Source organism: Micromonospora sp. WMMD987 (genome assembly GCF_029581435.1).
In the GTDB taxonomy this organism is placed as follows: domain Bacteria; phylum Actinomycetota; class Actinomycetes; order Mycobacteriales; family Micromonosporaceae; genus Micromonospora; species Micromonospora rifamycinica.
This window is the reverse complement of the sequence record NZ_CP120861.1, coordinates 2501217-2522168: the sequence shown is the minus strand read 5'-3', so window position 1 is coordinate 2522168 and position 20952 is coordinate 2501217. Positions and strand designations below refer to the sequence as shown.

Annotated in this window: 17 protein-coding genes; 8 read left to right on the top strand and 9 right to left on the bottom strand. The window is 73.2% G+C overall.

Translation table 11 applies throughout. The features are described 5' to 3' along the window. The first annotated feature begins 122 nt into the window (after positions 1-122). Genes O7612_RS10835 through O7612_RS10825 form a run of 3 tightly spaced genes read left to right on the top strand, consistent with a single transcriptional unit; the run spans position 123 to position 3679 of the window. Positions 123-1166 (top strand): polysaccharide biosynthesis protein, encoded by a 1044-nt coding sequence (locus O7612_RS10835; RefSeq protein ID WP_282272741.1) that lies wholly within the window; start codon positions 123-125, stop codon positions 1164-1166. Next, a complete protein-coding gene (locus tag O7612_RS10830; protein WP_282272739.1) occupies positions 1163-2167 on the top strand; it encodes an SDR family oxidoreductase in 1005 nt (334 codons plus the stop codon). The genes O7612_RS10835 and O7612_RS10830 overlap by 4 nt, the downstream gene beginning before the upstream one ends. Positions 2168-2221: 54 nt before the next feature. After that, positions 2222-3679, top strand: a complete 1458-nt coding sequence (locus O7612_RS10825; protein ID WP_282272737.1) for an O-antigen ligase family protein — start codon at positions 2222-2224, stop codon at positions 3677-3679. Between the two features lie 37 nt (positions 3680-3716). On the opposite strand, the gene O7612_RS10820 is transcribed toward O7612_RS10825, so the two are convergent. From O7612_RS10820 to O7612_RS10805, 4 genes are read right to left on the bottom strand one after another with little or no spacing between them, the layout of a single operon-like run. Further along, positions 3717-4970, bottom strand: coding sequence for a glycosyltransferase (locus O7612_RS10820; protein WP_282272735.1), 1254 nt, complete (start codon positions 4968-4970; stop codon positions 3717-3719). A 5-nt stretch (positions 4971-4975) separates the two neighbouring features. Then, entirely contained in the window at positions 4976-6178 is a 1203-nt protein-coding gene (locus O7612_RS10815; protein ID WP_282272733.1) for a glycosyltransferase, read from the bottom strand. Continuing rightward, positions 6163-7578, bottom strand: a complete 1416-nt coding sequence (locus O7612_RS10810) for a lipopolysaccharide biosynthesis protein (protein WP_282272731.1) — start codon at positions 7576-7578, stop codon at positions 6163-6165. The genes O7612_RS10815 and O7612_RS10810 overlap by 16 nt, the downstream gene beginning before the upstream one ends. Beyond that, a complete protein-coding gene (locus tag O7612_RS10805) occupies positions 7575-8528 on the bottom strand; it encodes an NAD-dependent epimerase/dehydratase family protein (protein ID WP_282272729.1) in 954 nt (317 codons plus the stop codon). Before O7612_RS10805 ends, O7612_RS10810 begins: the two co-directional genes overlap by 4 nt. 239 nt (positions 8529-8767) lie before the next feature. Here O7612_RS10805 and O7612_RS10800 point away from each other — a divergent pair, with 239 nt between their 5' ends. Then, positions 8768-10798, top strand: a complete 2031-nt coding sequence (locus O7612_RS10800; RefSeq protein WP_282272727.1) for a hypothetical protein — start codon at positions 8768-8770, stop codon at positions 10796-10798. 60 nt (positions 10799-10858) lie between these two features. Here O7612_RS10800 and O7612_RS10795 read toward each other — a convergent pair whose 3' ends face one another. Together O7612_RS10795 and O7612_RS10790 are read right to left on the bottom strand one after the other, a co-directional pair. Next, positions 10859-11398, bottom strand: coding sequence for an acyltransferase (locus O7612_RS10795; RefSeq protein WP_282272725.1), 540 nt, complete (start codon positions 11396-11398; stop codon positions 10859-10861). A 119-nt stretch (positions 11399-11517) separates the two neighbouring features. Then, positions 11518-12732, bottom strand: coding sequence for a glycosyltransferase family 4 protein (locus O7612_RS10790; RefSeq protein WP_282272723.1), 1215 nt, complete (start codon positions 12730-12732; stop codon positions 11518-11520). Between the two features lie 247 nt (positions 12733-12979). Between O7612_RS10790 and O7612_RS10785 the strand changes: the two genes are divergently transcribed. Continuing rightward, a complete protein-coding gene (locus O7612_RS10785; protein ID WP_282272721.1) occupies positions 12980-13708 on the top strand; it encodes an acetyltransferase in 729 nt (242 codons plus the stop codon). On the opposite strand, the gene wecB is transcribed toward O7612_RS10785, so the two are convergent. Beyond that, complete coding sequence (gene wecB / locus O7612_RS10780) at positions 13637-14761, bottom strand: UDP-N-acetylglucosamine 2-epimerase (non-hydrolyzing) (RefSeq protein WP_282272719.1); 1125 nt, start codon at positions 14759-14761, stop codon at positions 13637-13639. The two genes, O7612_RS10785 and wecB, sit on opposite strands and share 72 nt — an antisense overlap. 10 nt (positions 14762-14771) lie before the next feature. After that, positions 14772-16067, bottom strand: coding sequence for a glycosyltransferase family 4 protein (locus tag O7612_RS10775; protein ID WP_282272717.1), 1296 nt, complete (start codon positions 16065-16067; stop codon positions 14772-14774). Between the two features lie 179 nt (positions 16068-16246). Here O7612_RS10775 and gmd point away from each other — a divergent pair, with 179 nt between their 5' ends. Genes gmd through O7612_RS10760 form a run of 3 tightly spaced genes read left to right on the top strand, consistent with a single transcriptional unit; the run spans position 16247 to position 19580 of the window. Beyond that, positions 16247-17260, top strand: a complete 1014-nt coding sequence (gmd, locus tag O7612_RS10770; protein ID WP_282272715.1) for a GDP-mannose 4,6-dehydratase — start codon at positions 16247-16249, stop codon at positions 17258-17260. Then, complete coding sequence (locus O7612_RS10765; protein ID WP_282272713.1) at positions 17257-18459, top strand: glycosyltransferase; 1203 nt, start codon at positions 17257-17259, stop codon at positions 18457-18459. The genes gmd and O7612_RS10765 overlap by 4 nt, the downstream gene beginning before the upstream one ends. Continuing rightward, positions 18456-19580 (top strand): DegT/DnrJ/EryC1/StrS family aminotransferase, encoded by a 1125-nt coding sequence (locus O7612_RS10760; protein WP_282272711.1) that lies wholly within the window; start codon positions 18456-18458, stop codon positions 19578-19580. The genes O7612_RS10765 and O7612_RS10760 overlap by 4 nt, the downstream gene beginning before the upstream one ends. 107 nt (positions 19581-19687) lie before the next feature. On the opposite strand, the gene O7612_RS10755 is transcribed toward O7612_RS10760, so the two are convergent. Beyond that, positions 19688-20914 (bottom strand): hypothetical protein, encoded by a 1227-nt coding sequence (locus O7612_RS10755; RefSeq protein ID WP_282272709.1) that lies wholly within the window; start codon positions 20912-20914, stop codon positions 19688-19690. Positions 20915-20952: the final 38 nt, after the last annotated feature.

Genomic DNA, 20952 nt, shown 5'->3' with positions numbered 1-20952 from the left:
GACGTGACAGTTCCTCTCTTTACCGGAAAGCGCGCCCGGTCTCGTTATTGCAACAGTATGGTCACCTTTGACGAGATCGCTATTCCCGAGGATGGTCCACCGGGAAAAAGGCAGGGGGCGATATGAATTCCTCGCTTGCGGACAGGCGTTTCCTGATCACCGGGGGCACCGGGTCGTTCGGCCAGACGATGGTGGCCCGGCTGCTCGCCGCCGGGGCCGCCGAGGTCCGGGTCCTCAGCCGGGACGAGTCGAAGCAGGACGCGATGCGGCACCGCCTCGGCAACGACCGGGTCCGCTACTACGTCGGTGACGTGCGCGACTACGACAGCGTGCTCAAGGCCGCCCGGGGAATGGAGTTCGTCTTCCACGCGGCGGCCCTGAAGCAGGTGCCCTCCTGCGAGTTCTTCCCGCTCGAGGCGGTCCGCACCAACGTGCTCGGCAGCGCGAACGTGGTGGACGCCTGCGAACGGGTGGGCGTGGAGACGCTGGTCCTGCTGAGCACCGACAAGGCCGTCTATCCGGTCAACGCCATGGGCATGACCAAGGCGTTGATGGAAAAGGTGGCCCAGGCGCACTGCCGCAACAACGCGGCGGCCCGGACCCGGGTCTGCTGCGTGCGCTACGGCAATGTCATGTACTCGCGCGGATCGGTGATTCCGTTGTTCATCGACCAGATCCTGCGGGGCGGGCTGCCGACGGTCACCGATCCGTCGATGACGCGTTTCCTGATGTCGCTGCCCGAATCGGTCGAGCTGGTGGAGCACGCCTTCACCCACGGCCAGCCGGGGGACGTCTTCATCCGCAAGGCCGACGCCTGCACCATCGGCGACCTGGCCACCGCGCTGTGCAACCTGTTCGGGGTGCCGGCGAAGTTCAACGTGCTCGGCATCCGGCACGGGGAGAAGCTCTACGAGACCCTGGCCAGCCGCGAGGAACTCGCGTTCGCCGAGGATCTCGGTGAGTTCCTCCGGGTGCCGGTGGACAGCCGGGACCTCAACTACTCCCTCTACTTCGAGGAGGGGGACGTCGAGCACGGCGGCCTCGCCGACTTCCACTCGCACAACGCCCGCCGGCTGTCCGTACCCGAGATCGAGGCGCTGCTGTTGACGCTGCCCGAGGTACGCGCGCAGGTCGAGGCCGCCACGGCGGCCGTGGTGACCAGGTGAGTCCGGGCACCGACGCCGTCCGCCCCGACCGGGTTCCCCGGCGGCGCAGCGACCACCCGGCGGATCCGCCCGGCGACCACCGGCCCCCGACCCGACGGGTCCTCGTCGTCGGCGTCACCGGCATGCTCGGCTACGCCGTCCTGCGGGAACTGGCCGACGATCCGGATCTCGACGTCCACGGTCTCGCCCGTGACCTCGCCGACCGGGCCGACCGGTTTCCACCGCACCTGCTCGCCCGCATCGTCCCGGACGTCGACGTGACCCGGTTCGGTCACGTCCGGCAGCTTGTCGGGGAGCTACGACCGGACGTCGTCGTCAACTGCGTCGGCGTGATCAAGCAGCGGCCGGACGTGCAGGACGCGGTGCAGACGGTCACCCTCAACGCCCTCTTCCCCCACCAGCTCGCCGACGCCTGCGCTCAGGTCGGCGGCCGGCTCGTGCACGTCAGCACCGACTGCGTGTTCTCCGGCCGGCGGGGCGGCTACCGCGAGGCGGACCTGCCCGATCCGCCCGACCTCTACGGCCGGTCCAAACTCCTCGGCGAGGCGACCGGTGCCCCGGCGCTCACCCTGCGCACGTCGATCATCGGGCACGAGCTGACCACGCACCGTTCCCTGGTGGACTGGTTCCTCGCCCAACGGGGCCAGGTCCGCGGCTTCACCCGGGCCGTCTACAGCGGGGTGACGACCGTGGAGTTCGCCCGGCTGCTGCGCGCGGTGGTCCTGCCCCGGCCGGAGCTGACCGGGCTGTACCACGTCGCCGCCGCGCCGATCGCGAAGTACGACCTGCTACGGCTGGTCGCCGAGGTGTACGGGTGGCGCGGTGAGCTGGTGCCGGACGACGGGTTCGTCTGCGACCGCTCGATGTGCGCGGACGCCCTCGCCCGGGCCACCGGCTACCGTCCGCCGGGCTGGCCGGACATGATCGCGGCGATGCACGCCGCCCGGGACCGCTGGGCGGGCGACCTGGCCCGGCCGGGCCTGGCCGGCGTACCGCTCTGACCGAACACACGACCACGCCGGCACCGCCGGCCTGCCGGAGTCAAAGGACGTCACGTGGGGAACCGAGTGGGTCAACTGTGCCTGGTCATCGGGGCGGTCGTCGGCGCGGTGGCGATCACCGTCGCCAGTGTCAACGACCCCCTGGTCGCGGTCGGCGCGGTGGCGCTGCTGCTGCTCGCGCTGGTCGCGGTCGCCCAGCAGATGGACGGCTGGCGGTGGTTGCTGGGCCTGACCATGGTGCTGCTGGTCTGCGCCTCGTCCCGGCTGCCGACCCTGGTGGAGGCGAGCTTCTATCCCCGGTACGCGGCGGTCGCCGCCCTGGTCGTCTGGGCGCTACGGATGCCGCGCCGGGCAGCGGACCGGGCGGACCCGTGGATCCGGATCCTGGTCGCCGCGCTCTGGGCGATGGCGGGTCTGGCCACGGTGAGCTTCACCTGGTCGGTGGTGCCGGTGGAGACCCTGCAACGGGGGGTGGCGCTGCTCCTGCTGGCCGCCCTGGTGCACGCGCTGGTCCGGCACCGCTGGCCGGACCGGACGGTCATGCTGGCCGACCTGCGGATGGTCTACCTGGTCCTCAGCGGTTCCGCCCTGGTCAGCCTCGGCTTCGGGTTCGCCGACGGCACGCTCTTCGCCGCGCTGTCGCAGACCGACCGGTTCGAGGGCATCTACAACAACCCGAACATGCTGAGTATCGTCTGCGCCCTGGCCACCCCACTGGGCTGGGCGGTCTACCGGCAGTCCCGACGGTCGTGGGAACTGCTCGGCGTGGTGCCGACCGCCGCCTGCCTGCTGCTCTCCCAGTCCCGTACCGGGCTGATCGCCGTGCTCGTCGGCGCCCTCTGGGTCGTGCTGCGACACGGGCTGGGCCGGATGGTCCGGCTGGGCGCGGGGCTGGCCGTCGGCCTCCTGGTGGCCTACCTGTTCAACCTGTTGCCGGTCATCTTCGCGGGCACCTGGATGCGGCGGTTCGTGCTGCGCTTCACCGATCCCACCGGCGGGGACCTGTCCAACGGCCGCACGGAGATGTGGCAGGCGACGGTCGACCTGTGGTGGCAGAACCGCCCCACCCTGGGCTTCGGGTACGCCTCCCGCAACCACCTGTTCGCGCTCGCCAGTCTCGACGAGTCGCTGGGGACGGGGGTGAGCGTGGTGCACAACAGCTATCTGCAACTGCTGTTGGAGCTGGGGCTCGCCGCCGTGGCGCCGCTGGCGTTGCTGCTGCTGGCCGTCGGGCGGGTCGCCCTGCGGGCACCGGTGCGTCGGGCCGACTCGGGCCTGGTCTGGCTCGTCGTCACCGGCCTGCTGATCCAGGTCACCGAGTCGGCCATCTTCGGCACCGGGCAGACCTACCCGTACGTGTTCTGGTTCGTGGTCGCCGGTGTGCTGCTGCACATGCCCGGTGACCGCGTCGGCACGGCCGACGCCGAGGCGTCCGGGCCGTCGGCGACGCCGCCCCGGATTCTCCACCCGGTGGACGACTCCCTGGGTCGGCCGGTCCCCGCGCTGCGCTGAGGCCCCGGCGGAGAAGCTCCCGGGGACCGACGCTGGGTCAGCGCCGGTCGCCGGCCGCCACGAAGGCGCTCACCCGGTCGCGCCAGGCCCGGTGGTCGAACGACTCGCGGGCACGCGACCGGGCGGCCTGGCTCATCGCCGTCCACTGCTCGTCGCGCAACCGCAGCGCGCGGACCACCGCCTGCCGCACGTCCTCCGGCGTGTTGCCGTCGAGCACCAGCCCCTCGACCCCGTCGTGCACGTAGCTGGCCAGGTCGCTGGTGTGGTTGAGCAGCACCGGACAACCGGCGGCCAGGCTCTCCGGCACCTTGGACGGAAAGCCGTTGGCCGCGTATCCCCCGGTGGGGCGGACCAGCATCGAGAAGTGCGACTCCGTGAGCAGCGTCAACACGGTGTCGCGGGAGACCCGGCCGAGGAACCGCACGTCGGCCGACACCTCGTCGAGCAGGGCGACGTCCAGGTCCGAGCGGGCGGCGGCGTCCGCACGGGTGACGCCGGCGATGGTCAGGCTGACCCGGCGCTGCTGCTCCGGTGTGAGCCGGCTGATCCCCCGCACGATCACGTCCAGCATGTCCTTGCGACCGGGGGTGCCGGCGTACAGCAGGCGCAGCCCGGTGGAGAGCGCGGGCGGGCGGCCGACCGGGAAGTCGTCGCAGTCCACCTGCGGCGGCACCACCAGCACCTCCAGCCCGTGCCCGGCGAGGTAACCGGCCAGCGTGGTGGAGACCGCGGTGGCCCGGGGCACGAGCCGGGTGGCCAGGAACGTCGACCAGCGGTGCCGGACGTAGTACGGGGTGAGCCACCCGCGCCGGAACTGCCGCCGGTCGTGGCGTTCGCTGGCGTCCACCACCACCGGGCAGCGCAGCGCCAGCCGGAGCACCGCCCAGTTGCCGAGGGTCATCAGCGCCATCGGCAGCAGCACCACGCTCACGTCACCACGGCGTACCCCGCGTCTGCGCACCGCCCGCAGCACCCGGACCGGGCGGGCCAGCCGGGCCGGCATCCGGGTGAGCCGGTGCAGGCCACGGATCCGCAGGGTGACCAGGTCGACGCCGGCCGCGTCGGGCGGCCGGACCGGGAAGGCGACCTCGCAGGGCCAGTCGTTGACCACCAGTGTGCGGGTGCCCTCGGGCGCGGCGGACCGGGCGAGTTGCAGCAGGCGGTTGGAGGTGGCGTCGCCGTGCGGGAAGGCGTAGGCGCCGACGAGCAGTGGACGGGGCCGGACGGCCCGCCCGGTCGACGTGTCGTCCGGCTGCGGTCGCCGGTCGACGACCACGCTCTGATCGGTCATCTCGCTCACCGTCCCGAGCCGACCGGTGATCGGCTGCTCGTTCGTGACTCCCGGGCCTGCCCCGGGCGCGTCGACGCCCACCGCCGGTAGATCTCCAGGTGGACGGCGGCGGCCGTGTCGATGGCGAAGGCGCTGCGGGTGAACCGCTCCGCGGCCACGGCGGCGGCGGTCGCCGTGGTGTACGCCGCCGCCTCCTGCACCGCCCGCGCCCACCGCTGCGGTGGGGCGTCGACGTCCACGATGGTCACCCCGGGCAGCCGCTCGCCGATGAAGCGCACCCCCGGCAGGTCGGCGGCCACCGTGCCGACGCCCAACGCGACGGGCTCCAGCACTCCCCCGGGCAGCCCCTCCAGGCAGGACGGGTGGACGACGACGTCGGCCTGGCGCAGCAGCCCGCCCACGTCCTCCCGCGGACCCAGCAGGTGCACCCGGTCGGCGACCCCGGCTTCGGCCGCCGCGGTCCGGACGCGGTCGTCGTCCGCCGGGTCGCCCGGTCCGACGAGCACGGCGTGCGCCGGCACGCCCCGGTCCCGCAGCGCGGCCAGGATCGGGGGCAGCAGCCAGCGGCGTTTCTCCGGCGAGGCCCGGCCGACGGTCACGCAGAGCAGGTCCGCCGGTGCCGCGCCGATCAGTGCCCGCAGGTCGTCGGGGCTGGGTCGGCGCAGCCGGTCGAGGTCGAGCCCGTTGAGCACCACCCGGCAGCGGGGGTCGTCGCGCCAGCCCGGGTGGTAGCCGAACGTCAGCGAGCTGGGCGAGACGCCCAGGATGTCGGTGGCGAAGCGCCGCAGCAGCCGCCCCGAGATCCACCGGTAGGCCCGTCGCCGCAGGGTGCGGTGCCGGTTGTCGTCGCCGCGGAAGTGCGCGACCCGGCCGGGCACGCCGCGCAGCGCGCCCAGTGCGAGCAGCACGCCGGAGAAGTTGGCGCAGTCGACGTGCAGCACGTCCGGGCGGAGCTGCCCGAGCAGGCGCAGGAACCGGGTGGGGAAGCGCGGGTCGAGGGGCAGCGCGGTGACCGTGCCGCCGTGTCGGGTGACCACGTCGGCCAGCGGTCCCGGCCCGATCACGTCGCTGAGGGTCACCAGGTGCAGCTCGGTGCCGGCGACGGCCAGCCGGGGCAGCAGCTCGGCCGTGCGCATCTCGGTGCCGCCGAAGTTCAGCGCGCCGACCACCCGCAGCACCCGGTGCCGGCCGGTCACGACGGCCCGCACCGGGCGAGGGTGCCGCGGTATCCCACCAGCGCCGCCGGCACCATCGTGAGCAGGTACGCCACGCAGGCCGCCGCGGGCAGCCCGGCCAGGCCGAACTGGCGCAGGCCCCAGAGTTTGAGCGCGGTCGCCAGGACCAGGAACGACGCCCAGCCGACGAACTGCGGCCGGAGCAGGCCGATGCTGTTCTGCACCATGATCAGCGGGGAGGTGACCGCGACCAGCAGGGACCAGCCCGCCAGCCCGACGAGGACGGGGAGCCGGATGGTCGACCGGTCGACGGTGCCGATCCAGAGTTCGATCAGCCGGTGCCCGTAGCCGACCAGCACCAACCCCGCCGTCCCCACGATCACCCCGTAGAGCGCGACCATGCGGCGGGTGTTGCGGCGGACCCAGGCCACCTCCCCCCGGGCGAGGGCCGCGCCGTTGACCGGCCAGATCGTCATCCCGACCAGCCCGACGAAGATCCACAGGACGCCGAACAGCTTCCCCACCACCGCGTAGTGCGCCGCCACCGCCAGCCCCAGGACGTTCGCGACCAGCGGGTTGTCCACGTTCAGCGCGATCGACGACATCGTGGTGAGCGCGAAGAAGCGCAGGCCCAGCCGGAGCAGACCGGTGACGGTGCCCCGGTGCACCAGACCCGGTGCCGGCCGGTGGCCGGGGGCGCAGGACCAGAAGTAGGTCACCGTGTTGAGCAGGTTGGTCACCGGCACGGCCAGCACCGCCGCGGCGATGACGGTCAGCGGTCCCCGGCCGGTGGCGATGGCGACCAGCACCAGCGCCATGGCGGCCAGCGCACCGGCGGACTGCCAGGCGTTGCTCTGCACCATCTGGCCCCGGGCGTACTGGACGCGTTGGATCAGCGACAGGGGGATGTTGACCGCGAACGCGCCGAAGCAGAGCAGGACCAGGGCGGGGGTCTGCGCGGCGACGGTCGGGTCGCGCACGTCGAACAGCTCCACCCAGGGCACCACGGGGGTGACCACCACCAGCGCGGCCAGCAGCAGCACGGCGACCACGCCGAGGGTGGCGAAGGCGCTGGATATCTCGCGGGCCTGCTGGCGGGGGTCGTCGGTCAGGTGGCCGAGCCGGGTCAGCAGCCCGTTGCCCAGCCCGAGGTCGGCGAACCAGGCCATCCCGGTGAGCGCGGTGACCGCCATCCACAGGCCGTACCGCTGGTCACCGAGGTAGCGGAAGCAGGCGGGGGTGACGGCCAGCGGCGCGGCCAGCCCGATCCCCTTCGCCACCAGGGCGGTGGCCACCCCCACGGTGACCGCGCGGTCCCGGTCCCGCCCGGACGGCGGGGCCGGCACCGGGGCGACGGCGGCCGGTACGGCGGTCGGCGACCCGGTGGCGACGGCGGCCGGCTCCGGTGCCGCCCGACTGGCGGCCCGGGTCACCGCGGTGTGGCGGCTGCGCCCAGCCGCCCGGCCATCCACTCGCTCGTCGCCCTGAGGCCCTGCTCCCGGGCGACCGGCGTGACGTCGGGGAAGAGCCGCCGCAGGGTGGTGTCGTCGGCCAGCGAGTGCGGCACGTCGCCGGTGCGCGGCGCCACGTGCTCCCGGGCGATCGGCCGGCCGAGCAGGCCCTCCAGTTCGTCGAGGACCTGGAGCAGGCTGGCCCGCGCGCCGAAGGCGAGGTTGACCGGATGCGGGTGGTGCACCCGGCGGCGGAGCGCGTCGAGGATGACCTCGCAGACCGTGCCGACGTAGGTGAAGTCGCGGGACTGGGTGCCGTCGCCGTGCACCACGACCGGTTCGCCGCGCAGGGCGGCGTGCGTGAACCGGGGGATGACGGCCGCGTACGCGTGGTCGTGCCGTTGCCCGGGGCCGAAGACGTTGAAGAACCGCAGGGCCAGTGTCGGCAACCCGAACGACGCCTGGTGGGCCAGCGCGTACGCCTCGGTGGCGAGCTTGCTGGCCGCGTAGGGGCTCATCGGACGGGTCCAGGTCAGCTCCACCTTGGGCAGCGCCGGGTTCATCCCGTACACCGACGAGGAGGAGGCGACCAGCACGTGCGCGACGGCGTGGCGACGGGCCGCCTCCAGCACCATCAGGGTGCCGGTGGCGTTGGCGTGGTGGGAGGCGAGCGGGTCGCGCAACGACCGGGGGACGCTGGGCAGCGCGGCCAGGTGGACGACCGCCTCCCGGCCCGTCATCGCGGCGTCCAGGGTGGCCGGGTCCAGGATCGACCCCTCGACGAGGTCGACGTCCAGCCCGTCGAGGTTGCCGCGCAGCCCCACCGAGAAGTCGTCCAGGATGCCGACCTCCTTGACGGCCGGCTCGGCCAGGGCGGCACGGGCCAGGTTGGCGCCGATGAAACCGGCCCCACCCGTGATCAGAATGCGCATGAACTACCCCCCGACGACGCACATCACGTGTTCATCGAGCAGGCTCGCAGCACGTTACGGCAGCAACCGGAAATTCATCCCATTCAGGACACCGGGCGCGACTTTCGGCCCGGACCGGTCTCACCGTGCTCCACCGAACGGCCGGTGCTGCTGTCCGGGAACCGACCGACCACCACCACGACCTGGGCAAACGCGCAGAGTGACAGGGCCGTTGCGATTTCCCGGTGGAGGTGTGCAGGATGGCGGAGCTGATCGTCTACCGGTCCAACGCCCTGATGTCCGTCAGGTCGCGGATCGACGCCACCCGGGACGTGGTCGTGCCCGTCAACCTGGCCTACGCCGAGAGCATGGTCGGCCTGTGGCACTCCGGCCTGCCGCAGGTGAGCCTGGTGCCCGCCACCGCGACCGACGCCCAGGTGTGGCCGGTCATGTCCGCCGTCGGCACCAGGATCCACGACACCTCCGATGACAACTGCCCGATCAACACCGGTTGGTCGTACGTCGGCGGCAACCACGGCTACAACGTCGGCAACCAGATTGTCGTGGCCAACCATGGCAAGACCACCGCCGACGTGGGTTCGCAGTGGAGCGACGGGACACGCGTGTTCACCCTGCTCGCCGTCACCAGCGCCAGCAGCCTGCTCTTCGGCAACCCGTACACGATCGTGGACGGCATCGCCCAGGGCGCCCGGGTCAAGCCGGCCGCGCCGCTCACCCACGTCTCGGGGGCGACCAACCGGACCACCGTGCCGATCACCGGCCTCATCCCGGACGTGCAGATCCGCCCGGTCACCCACTCCCACACGGTCGCCGTGGAACTCGACGGCCGACCGGTGCCCGACGGCCGGTCGACGGGCCTGGAACTGGTGATCCGGGAGTCCTACGTCATCCCCTCCTACCAGGGGATGATCGACACGGCCCGGGCGAACGTCGGCACCCCGATCGCCACCATCATGCCGAGGATCCCGTCGCTGTGCCGGATCTCGAACGTCTACCGCTGGTCGCCCGGCGGCGGCCTGCTCGTCACCCAGCAGGTGACCGCCCTGACCCGGTTCACCCTGAACGCGGGGGTGACCCAGTGCGCGCCGTTGACCCCGGTGCCGGGCGGCACCCGCCGGCAGTCCATGCCGAACGTCGGCGCGGCCGGCGGCCTGAACTGGTCCGCCTGGGCGAACATCGACAGCCTCGCCGCCCTCACCGACTTCACCCCGGCGACCCTCACCAACCGGCTGATGCCCGCCAGCAGCATGACCCAGTGGGTGGTCAACGGCGGGGGCGTCCAGCAGTGGGGCATCGCCGTCGGGCTGCTGCCGGTCGCGGACGGCACACCCGAGATCCGGGCCCGCCACACCACGGCCAAGGGCTGGTTCATCAGCGCCAGCCTCAAGAAGAACTATCCGCAACTGGTCTGGGGGCGCACCCTGGCCGCCGGCGAGTCGGTGACCGGCACCGCCTACCGCCGCTACCTGACACCCCCCTCGACCGCCACCGAGCTCGTGGTCTCCGACGGCGGCCAGGACTTCGTGCTGATCGAACGGGTCGGCGCGGTCGCCCAGGCCCAGATGGCCGCCCCGCAGCTGTTCCACCGGCTGCTGGTCCCGGTGGGTCCGACCAACCTCACCGTGCCCGACCGGGTCACCGTCGCCGGGGTGCCGTACACCGTGCCGGTCTCCCCCGGGTACGGGATGTGGCGCGCGGACCCCGACGCCGCCCCGCCGCAACCGCTGCCGGGGGTCACCCGGACCCGGGGAGGGTACTTCCTCGCCCGGTCCGGCCCGACGGCGGAGAGCAGCTGCGCCGGCACCTACCAGCGGCTGCTGCTGCACCCGTTCTTCCTGGCCGAGCCGACCCCGGTCGACCGGGCCTGCGTGGAGGTCACCCGGACCGGCACCGGGGTGCTGCGGCACGGCGTGTACGCCCACGATCCGGCCACCGGACGCCCTGCCGTCCTCGGCCCGATCGCCGACTTCGGCAGCGTCGCCGTGACCTCCGTCGGGGTGCGGGAGTCCGTGCTGGACACGGCGGTGACGCTGCCCGCCGGCTGGCACTGGTACGGGCACGTGTGGCAGGTCAGCGAGGTCACCCCGCCCACGGTGCGCACCGGTGGCGTCGGTGCCGCCACCGTACTGAACCTGGGTGCCACGGCGGCGGCGATGGCCGGGGACCGGTTCGGCTACGAGGTGACCGGCACGACCGGTGCGCTGGGCGCGATCACGGTCGGCGGTGTCCACCAGTTCCCCCCGCCGCAGGTGGCGTACCGGCGGGCCTGACCCGACGGCCGCACCGTCGCGGGACCTCGACCCGCCCGACGGCCGCACCGTCGCGGGACCTCAGCCGGTGGGCACGCCGTAGATCCGCTTGATCGCCTCGTGCTTGGCCGGCACGGGCAGGTGCCCGATGCCCAGCGACTTGGCCTGGAGGCGTTCGAGGTACTCGTCGGTGCTGCGCAACGGCCGCGCCGGGACGCCGGCCGCCACGGTGTTGTCCGGGATGTCCCGGGTGACGATCGAGCCCGCCCCGATGACGCAGCGGTTGCCGATGGTGACGCCCGCCAGGATCATCGCGCGCATGCCGATGTAGACGTCGTCGCCGATCACGATCGGCGCGGTCCAGTCGAGGTCCGGATGGTCCTTCCGCAGGATCAGCGTGCCACCGTCGTGGGTGACGAACTGCACCCCGGAGGTGACGTAGACGTTGTCGCCGATGGTGATCAGCCACGGTTCCGAGCCGAACATCGCCCGGTTGACCCCGTAGAACCTGACCCGGCCGGTCAGGTTGACCCCCAGGGACCGGACGAACGCCGCCGGGTCACGCGACGCGGCGAGATGGTCCCGCACGCGCCGGGTGATCGCACGAACACGACTGGGCACGGACTGTCCTCGATCGCAGGTACGGCTACGGCCTGACGGACCGCGCAGGGCGGTCCGCTCACGTGGGGAGAACGAGCCGGGTCCGGCCCCGGTGACGGGGTGCCCGCCCGACGGTGGGTTCAGCGGCAGAACTCGCGGGCGTGCGCCAGCACGTGGGGTTCCCGGTGCCCCTGCCGCCAGTGCCGGTACCGCTGCCCGGCGGTCACCTTCGCCGCGGCCCGCTCCCCGGGCGTCCGGTCGGCCAGCGTGTCGAGCACCCGGCTGAGCTGGGCGGCGGTCGCCGGCCGGACAACCGTCCCGCCGGTGTCGCGGATCAGCTCGCTGAACGGCGTGTCGTCCGAGCAGACGACCGGGCAGCCGGCCGCCAGGCTCTCCAGGATCACGTGACCGAAGTTCTCGCCGAGGGTGGGGAAGAGGAACGCGTCGTAGCGGCTGAACGTCGGCATGACGTCCGCCGCCGCGAGTTCGCCGAGGTAGCGGACCCGGACGTGGTCCGGCATCGCCGCGACGAGCCGTTGGCAACGCGACCAGTACCGCGCGTCCTCCGCCGGGCCGAAGATGTCGAACTCCACCGGACGGGTGGTGCCGGCCACCGCCTCCAGGGCGGTGGCCAGGTTCTTCATCGGCGAGATCCGGCCGACGAAGACCAACCGCAACGGCCCGTCGTGCGGCACGACCGGTGGGGCCGGGTGCGCCGGGATCGGGCTCTCGTTGCCGTTCACCATCACCTGCGCCCACGGCAGGTTCGCCCGGATCTGCCGCTCCTCCAACCAGCTGCACGCCTGCCAGCGCACCCGCAGCCGCCGCAGCACCGGCGCCCACAACGCGAGGAAGAACCGCTTCTTGGCCGTCCTGATGGCGAGGGCGCCGGGTGACAGCTCACCGCGCGGGGCGACCAGGACGGCCCCGACGCGCACCAGGCGCAGCGCCACCGCCAGGATCGACAGCACCGAGAACAGCGACCAGATGCTGTTGACGTAGAGCAGGTCGACCGGCCGGGCACGGACGTGCCGGACCATCCGGACCCAGTGCCGCGGCGACCACGGGTCCAGGTAGAAGACGGCGGAACGCCCGTCGCGTCGCAGCAGCCGTCCGGACAGGCCGGGGTACGGTGCAGGCGAGCCGAGATCCCGGTCCCGGGTGATCAGGGTGACGTCGAGGTCCCCCGGAAGGGTGTCCAGGATGTACCGCAGGGAACGGATCGGGCCGCCACCGCGGAAGCCCGGCTCGAACACCCCCGCGGTCGCGATCACCCGGTAGGTGCGCACCGCACCGGCGGACCGGCGCGACGCCGGGGCATCGTCCAGGGAGGGTGTCCTTGTCAGCTTGTGCACTACCGGCCCACCTTCACCGTGCCGTCCGGAGACCGGCACCCCACAGGAACGTCTGGAACGCATGGACAGCGATGCGGGCATCCACCGGGCGTCGCCGGTACCGGATGCCGGGGCCGGCGGGACGGACGCGTCCGCGGGCCGTGGCCTCGACCCCTGCCGGCACCCGCGCGGGGCCGACACCACCGGTGTCGGGCGGGGGCGGACGGCGGAACGCGACCGGCGTTCTCCGCGGCCGAGGGGGCGACGGGTGACCACCGACGTAGTGATCGTAGGTGCGGGCGGAATGGGCCGGGAGATTTTCGGGGTAATTCGGTTGTTGAACGGCCAACCGACCGACGGCCCCCGGTGGCGCGTCCTCGGCTTCGTCGACGACTACCCCACCGAGTCGCACGTGGCGCAGGTGCGCCGGCTCGGCGTGCCCTTCCTCGGCCCGACCCGCTGGCTCGCCGGCCAGCCGGCGACCACCCGGGTGGCGCTGGGCGTCGGGCATCCCCGGCTGCGCCGCGAGACCGACCAGGTCCTCGCCCGGTACGGCCTGCCCGCCGCCACGGTGGTGCACCCGGCGGCGGAGATCGGCCCGGACTGTGTCTTCCAGGAGGGTCTGTTCGCGGCCGGTGGCGCCCGGGTGACGACGAACGTGGTGCTGGGCCGGCAGGTGCACCTCAACCAGAACTGCACGGTGGGGCACGACACCGTTCTCGGTGACCACGTCTCGGTCAACCCGCTCGCCGCGGTCTCCGGCTACTGCCGGCTGGACGACGGCGTGCTGGTCGGCACCACCGCCGCCGTCCTGCCGGGACTGCGGGTCGGCCGGGACGCCGTGGTGGGCGCGGGCGCGTGCGTGACCCGGGACGTGCCGGCGGGCACGGTGGTCACCGGCGTGCCCGCCCGGCCGGTGCAGCGGTCAGCGGCGGATACCGGCCCAGTCGTGGTGCCGACGCACGGTCGAGAGGATGAAGTCGACCACCCGGCGTGAGGTGTCCGGCACCTGGTAGTCGGCCGGGCAGCCGGCCGGCGCGGCCGCGACCTGGGCCACCACCACCCGGACGCCCTCCACCACCCCGGTCGGATCCAGGCCGGTCATCACGATCGCGCCGGAGTCCATCGCCTCGGGGCGCTCGATGGACTCGCGCAGGGTCACCGCCGGGAACCCGAGGATCGCCGCCTCCTCACTGACCGTGCCACTGTCGGACAGCGTGCACCGGGCGTGTCGTTGCAGGGTCACGTAGTCGAAGAAGCCGAACGGCTCGTGGAAGGTGATCCCGTCCAGCAGCGTGCCGTCGACGGCGAGCGACTCCAGGCGCTTGCGGGTACGCGGGTGGGTGGAGACCAGCAGCGGCAGCCGCCACTCGTCGCGTACGGCGCACAGACAGTCGAGCAGCCGGCGGAGCCGCTCCGGGTGGTCGACGTTCTCCTCCCGGTGGGCGCTGACGACGAAGTAGCCGTCCGGTTCGAGGGCGAGTTGCGCCAGGACGGTGGACCGGTCGATCTGCGGCCGGTAGTGGTCGAGCACCTCCCGCATGGGTGAGCCGGTGTGCAGGATCCGGCGGGGGTGCAGCCCCTCGGCGAGCAGGTTGCGCCGGGCGTGCTCGGAGTAGACCAGGTTGAAGTCGGCGACGTGGTCGACCAGTCGGCGGTTGGTCTCCTCCGGGACGTTCAGGTCGAAACAGCGGTTGCCCGCCTCCATGTGGTAGACGGGCACCTTCATCCGCCGGGCCATCAGCGCCGCGATGGCGCTGTTGGTGTCGCCGAGCACCAGCAGCGCGTCCGGCCGCAGTTCACCGATGAGCTTCTCGGTGCCGACCAGGACCGCGCCGAGCAGGTTGCCGAGCGAGCGGGTGTCGGCCCGCAGGAAACGGTCCGGGGGCCGTACGCCCAACTCGCTGAAGAAGATGTCGGACAGGGCGGGATCCCAGTTCTGCCCCGTGTGCACCAGTGTGTGCTCCACGGTCCGGTCCAGCGTGTCGATCACCCGGGCCAGCCGGATGATCTCCGGTCTGGTCCCGACGACGGTCATCACCCGGGTCACGGATGCCTCCTCATGGTTGCTCGGGGTCCGGTGGGCAGCGCCGGACGGACGCCTCGGCCGGTGCCTGCGGGGGCCGCCCCTGCGGGGGCACCCGGCACGCCGCGACACCGATCGCCTGCCGGGCCTGGTCGAGGACGCTGACCCGGGGCCGGCTGAGCCGCCACCGGCGGTACGCCTCCCCGGCCGCCTGCCGGGCCGCCTGCCGTTGCTCGGGTGTGGCGGCGGCGATCCGGGAGAGCAACGCGCCCAACGCCACCGGGGTCAGCTCGGTGAGCACCTGCCCGCCACCGCCGCGCAGCACGGTCGTCCAGGGGGTCCGGTCGGAACAGACGACCGGGCAGCACGCCGCCATGCTCTCCGCGATCGCGTTGCCGAAGTTCTCCCCCCGGGTCGGCAGGACCGACGCGTCGTACCGGGCGAAGGTGTCGCCGACCTGCTCGGGGCGGAGTTCGCCGCGGTAGCGCACGACGGAGGGATCCGGCAGGGCCGACCACAGCTCCTCACACCGTTGCCAGTACCTGGCGTCCTCCACCGGCCCGTAGATGTCCAACCGCACCGGGAGCCGGACGTGGGCGAGCGCGGCGAGCACCAGGTCGAGGTTCTTCATCGGCGATATCCGGCTGAGGAAGACCAGGCGTACCTCGTCGGTGGCCGGCAGCGGGGCGGGGGCGGGGCGGGGCTCGGGGCCGGCGGCGGGTGCGACGACGGCCATCCGTGCCCGGGGCAGGATCCGCCGGATGTCGGCGGCCTCGTGTGGGCCGGTGGCGTGCCACAGTACCCGCGGCCCCCGCAGCATCCACCGCCAGCCGGCCAGGAACACCCGCTTACGGAACCGGTGCAGGTCGAGGGCGGCGGCGCCGAACTCCCCCCGGGGGGCCACCAGGATGCGGTCCGCCCGCAGCAGGCCGAGCCGGGCGGCGGCGATGGGCAGGATCGAGAAGACCGACCAGACGCTGTTCACGTAGAGCAGGTCGTACCGTGTCCGGCGCAGCGCACGCCAGAGCGTCCACCACTGCGCCGGCCGCCGTACCCCGAGATAGAAGACGTCCGTCCGGCCGTGTCGCACCCAGGTGCCGGACAGCCCCGGGTAGGCCGTCCGGGAACCGAGATCCCGGTCGCGGGTGAGCAGGATGGTGGAGACCTCGCCGCTGGCCGTGTCGAGCGCGTCGGCGATGGACCGGACCGGACCGCCGGCCCGCCAGCCGGGGCTGAAGTAGCCGGCCGTGACGAGGACCCGGAAACTCCTTCCGCCGGCACCGGTCGACCGTTCGTCGACGTCCGTCGCGGAGCTGGTGTCGCCGGCCATCCTCGCTCCTCGCTGAAGACACGGAACTGGGTGGCCCAACGAGCGAGAACCATTCCGGTAACTGCGCCCGGCAATTTACGTGAAGGTGCCGGGCATAACCGCAACACTCGTGGTGAGCAGCCCGTTAGCCGGTATAAGGAAGTCGCGCGAACAATCCGATCCGGCACGAGAGGAACCCCATGTCGCGAGTGGCACTCATTTCCGGCACCACCGGTCAGGACGGTAGCTATCTGTCCGAGTTCCTGCTCGACAAGGGATACACGGTGCACGGGATAAAGCGAAGGTCCTCCTCGTTCAACACCGAACGCATCGACCGGGTCGACGTTCATCCCCGACACGGGGAGGCGCGGCTCTTCCTGCACTACAGCGACCTGTCCGACCCGGCCTCGCTGACCTCGTTGATCCGCGACATCCGGCCGGACGAGATCTACAACCTCGGCGCGCAGAGCCACGTACGCGTCTCCTTCGACGTCCCGGGCTACACCGCGGACGTCACCGGGCTGGGTGCCCTCCGGATGCTGGAAGCGGCCCGGGCGGCCGACGTCGACTGCCGCTTCTACCAGGCGTCGTCCTCGGAGATGTTCGGCTCCACCCCGCCCCCGCAGCGTGAGGAGACGCCGTTCCACCCCCGCAGCCCGTACGCCTGCGCGAAGGTCTACGCCTTCTGGACGGCGGTCAACTACCGCGAGTCGTGGGACATGTTCTGCGTCAACGGCATCCTGTTCAACCACGAGAGCCCACGGCGGGGCGAGAACTTCGTGACCCGCAAGATCACCCGCGCGGTGGCCAGGATCGAGGCCGGCATCCAGGACAAGCTGTACCTGGGCAACCTCGACGCGGTGCGGGACTGGGGCTACGCCCCGGAGTACGTCGAGGCGATGTGGCTGGCGCTCCAGCAGGACACCCCGGACGACTACGTGGTGGCCACCGGCGAGGGGCACTCGGTCCGCGAGTTCGTCGAGGCCGCCTTCGACCGGGTCGGCCTCGACTGGCAACGGTACGTGGAGGTCGATCCGGTCTACTTCCGACCGGCCGAGGTCGACGCGCTGATCGGCGACTACACGAAGGCCCGGCGGCGGTTGGGGTGGGCGCCGAAGACCCTCTTCGGCGACCTGGTGCGGGTGATGGTGGACGCCGACCGGCAACTCCTCGAGGACGAACGGATGGGACGCCTGGTGCGGGTGGACCGGTGAGGGTCACCGTCGACGCCACCGCGATCCGTCCCGGGCACGCCGCCGGGGTCGAGGCGTTCACCTACGGACTGCTGTCCGGCATGGCCGCCGACACCTCCTGCGAGCTGCGGGTGAACGTCCTGCGCGGCACCCTGCCCCGGTGGCGCGACCAGCTGCCCGCCACCGGGCTGGACTGGACCGAGGTCGCCCAACCGCTCCGCTCGGACACCGCGTCGGGGCGGGTGCTGCGCCGCTGGACCCCGGCCCGGGTCCGCAACTCCCTCGCCGTCCGCCGGGCGGTCAACGCGGTCCGGCAGCGGGCGGTCCCCCGGCAGCGGGGGGCGGACGTCACGCTCTACCCGTTCCACGGCGCCCCGATCGGCCCCGGACCGTCCGTCGTCGTCCTGCACGACCTGCGGCACCTGCGGGCCGCCTTCCACTCCCCCGGCTTCGCCGCCGTGGTCCGGGAGAACGTGGCCTGCGCGTCCGCCCTCGTGGTCACCTGGCCCCACCCGTACCGGGAGGCCCTGCGGCTGTTTCCCGAGGCGGCGCACCGGACCGCGCTCGTCCCGACCCCGACCTTCCAGCCCGCGCCCGACCGCGCCGCCGCCCGACCCGAACCGGGCCTGCTGGTGTACCCGTCCTCCACCGCGTCCCACAAGAACCACGCGACCCTGCTGGAGGCGATGGCGCTGCTCCCGCAGTGCCGGCTGGTCTGTCCCGGGCCGCTGGTCGAGCCGGACGCCAGCCGCCTGCTCGCCCGCGCCGCGCGGCCCGACCTGCGGGGCCGGGTGTCCTTTCCCGGCTTCGTCACCCTCGACGAGCTGAACGCCCTCTACGCCCGCGCCGACGCGGTGGTGATCCCGTCGCTGTGGGAGGCGGCGAGCGGGGCGATGCTGGAGGCGTTCAGCTGGGGGCTGCCGGTCGCCTGCGCGGACGCCGAGCCGCTGCTGGCCCAACTGGAGTTCACCGGAGCCGAGGCGACCGTCTTCCGGGCCACCGAGCCGGCGTCCCTGGCCGAGGCGGTCCAGCGGCTGCTGGCCGACCGGCCGCGCTACGCCGCCGCCGCCCGGCACGCCGACAACCGGCTGGCCGCCCGCACCTGGACGGCGACCGGCGGCGACTACCTCGACGTGCTGCGCTGGGTGGCGCAGGGGAGACCGGGACCGATGCCGAGATCCGCGTTCGCCGCCGAACTCGCCGGGGAGGGAGCGGCATGAGCACCGTCGACGACCGGTATCCGGTGGCCCGGCCGAGCCTGTCCGCCCTGGAGGAGCGGTACGTGGTGGACGCCCTGCGCAGCGGCTGGATCTCCTCCCAGGGCCGCTACCTGACCGACTTCGAGGACCGTTTCGCCCGCCGGTGCGGCGCCGACACGACGGTGGCGACCGCCAACGGCACCGTCGCCCTGCACCTGGTCCTCGCCGCCGCCGGGATCGGTCCGGGCGACGAGGTCATCGTGCCGGCGCTGACCTACGTGGCGACCGCGAACGCCGTCGCGTACTGCGGGGCGCGGGCCGTCTGCGTGGACGTGCTCCCGCGGAGCTGGTGTGTCGACCCCGCCGCGGTCCGGGCCGCGATCGGTCCGCGGACCCGGGCGGTCGTCGCCGTCGACCTGTACGGCCACCCCGCCGACTATCCCGCCCTGCGCGCGCTGTGCCAGCGGCACGGCCTGCTCCTGGTCGCCGACGCGGCGGAGTCCTTCGGCGCCACCGTCGACGGACGTCCGACCGGGGCGCTGGCCGACGCCACCACCTTCTCGTTCTTCGGCAACAAGGTGATCACCTCGGGCGAGGGCGGCTGTGTGACCACCTCCGACGCGACACTGGCCGAACGGATGCGGTTGTTGCGTAACCAGGGCATGGACCCGCACCGGCGGTACTACTTCCCGGTGCTGGGCTTCAACTACCGGATGACCAACCTGGCCGCCGCGCTGCTCTGCGCCCAGCTCGACCGGGCCGACGAGATCATCGCCCGGCGGGACGCGGTGGTCGCCGGCTACGAGACGCAGCTGGCCGACGAGCCGGCGCTGTCGGCGCAGCCGGTGGTCCCCGGTGTCCGCCGCGCGCCGTGGATGGCCGCCTTCCTGGTCGGACCGCAGGGGGACGCCACCTCCCGGGACACGGTGGCCCGCACGCTCGACCGGCTCGGGGTGGAGACCCGGCCCTTCTTCGTGCCGATCCCCGAGCTGCCCGCGCACCGCGACCCGACCGCGCACTGCCCGGTGACCGTCGACCTGAGCAGGCGCGGCATCAACCTGCCCACCTACCCCGACCTGACCGGCCCGGGGCTCAAGACGGTGGTGGAGCGGGTCCGGGCCGCCCTGGCGACCCTCGCCTGACCCCCCGCCCCGCCCCCGCGCCCCGACCCGCCGTCCGGGTCCGCCCCGGTCGGGCTGACGCCCGGGTCCGCCCCGATCGGGCTGACGCCTGGCCCCGCCCGCCCGGTTCACCCGCCGGGCGGGGCCGGGAGGAGCCGGGGGTGCGCCGACGCGCGGTGCGCCCCACGGTGCCGCAGCAGCGCCAGGTAGCTGCCGGCCCAGGCGACCGCGCTGACCAGCGCGAGCGCCGCGAGCGCGCCCGCCGCGCCGGTCGCACCGCCCAGCACCGCCGCGACGACGACCACCGGCACCCGCAGACCCCCCAGCAGGACGCCGAGCAGGATCGCCCGCCGGCCCGCCTGCTCCACCCGTAACCCGGCGAAGCCGACGGCCGCCGGCACCGCGAACAGGCTCTCCAGGGCCAGCAGCACCAGCAGACCACGGGCCAGGTCCCAGTTGCCGCCGAGCAGCGTCCGGCCGGCCGCGTCGGGCAGCAGGGCGATCGCGGCCGTCAGCGGCAGGACGCCGGCGGCCACGAGCAGGGTGACCCGGACGGCCGCCCGGGACCGCGCCGCCCGGGAGCCGGTCCGGCCACGGGCCAGGTAGGGCAGGGTCAACGTGGCGGCGGTGGACAGGACCAGGTTCACCGGCCCCAGCAGGGTCCGGCCGGCGCTCAACGCGCCGACCACCGAGGTACCCGCGACGGCGGCCACCGCGCTCAACGACACCTGCGCCGACCCGGTGGTCAGCAGGAACTGGGTGCCGAACCCCACCGCGACGCGGCTCTCCGTCCGACCGGCACCCCAACCGGGTCGTCGGGCGTACCCCCGGCGCAGTCCGACGAGCACGCCGATCAGGCCACCGGCGAGCGCCCAGACGGCGACCACGAAGGGCGCGTCGACCAGCCGGAACAGCGCGCCCAGCGCGGCGGCGCAGGTGACCGCCGTCCAGGTGGCCTCCTGGAGCAGTGCGCCCGCCGGGGTGCCCAGGCCCAGGGCGGTCGCCTTGGCGTAGTCGTAGAGCACCAGGCCCGGCAGGGCCAGGCCCACCAGCAGCAGATAGGCCGAGCCGTACGCCGCACCCGCGACGGCGAGCGGCACACCGCAGAGCGTGCCGAGCAGCAGCACCCGGGAGGCGGCGGAACGCACCCCCGTCCCCGCCGCCAGGACGGCCTCGGTCACCATGCTCCGGACCAACCCGGAGACGAGGACGTAGCACGAGAAGGCGAGGGCGAACCGGCCCACCCCGCCGATCGACTCCAGCCGGGTCACGGTGATCGCCACCAGCAGGTTCCCGCCGCTGGACAACCCGCCGACCACCAGGGCCGACACGGCCCGACGACCCGTGCGGGGCACACCCGGGGGACCTTGGCGGCCGACCCGGGAGCGGACCG

Excerpts from the sequence above, each read along its gene's own strand:
- O7612_RS10835 (WP_282272741.1), top strand. The coding sequence starts at position 123 with ATGAATTCCTCGCTTGCGGACAGGCGTTTCCTGATCACCGGGGGCACC.
- O7612_RS10820 (WP_282272735.1), bottom strand. The coding sequence starts at position 4,970 with ATGACCGATCAGAGCGTGGTCGTCGACCGGCGACCGCAGCCGGACGAC.
- O7612_RS10805 (WP_282272729.1), bottom strand. The coding sequence starts at position 8,528 with ATGCGCATTCTGATCACGGGTGGGGCCGGTTTCATCGGCGCCAACCTG.
- O7612_RS10800 (WP_282272727.1), top strand. The coding sequence starts at position 8,768 with ATGGCGGAGCTGATCGTCTACCGGTCCAACGCCCTGATGTCCGTCAGG.
- O7612_RS10775 (WP_282272717.1), bottom strand. The coding sequence starts at position 16,067 with ATGGCCGGCGACACCAGCTCCGCGACGGACGTCGACGAACGGTCGACC.
- gmd (WP_282272715.1), top strand. The coding sequence starts at position 16,247 with ATGTCGCGAGTGGCACTCATTTCCGGCACCACCGGTCAGGACGGTAGC.
- O7612_RS10760 (WP_282272711.1), top strand. The coding sequence starts at position 18,456 with ATGAGCACCGTCGACGACCGGTATCCGGTGGCCCGGCCGAGCCTGTCC.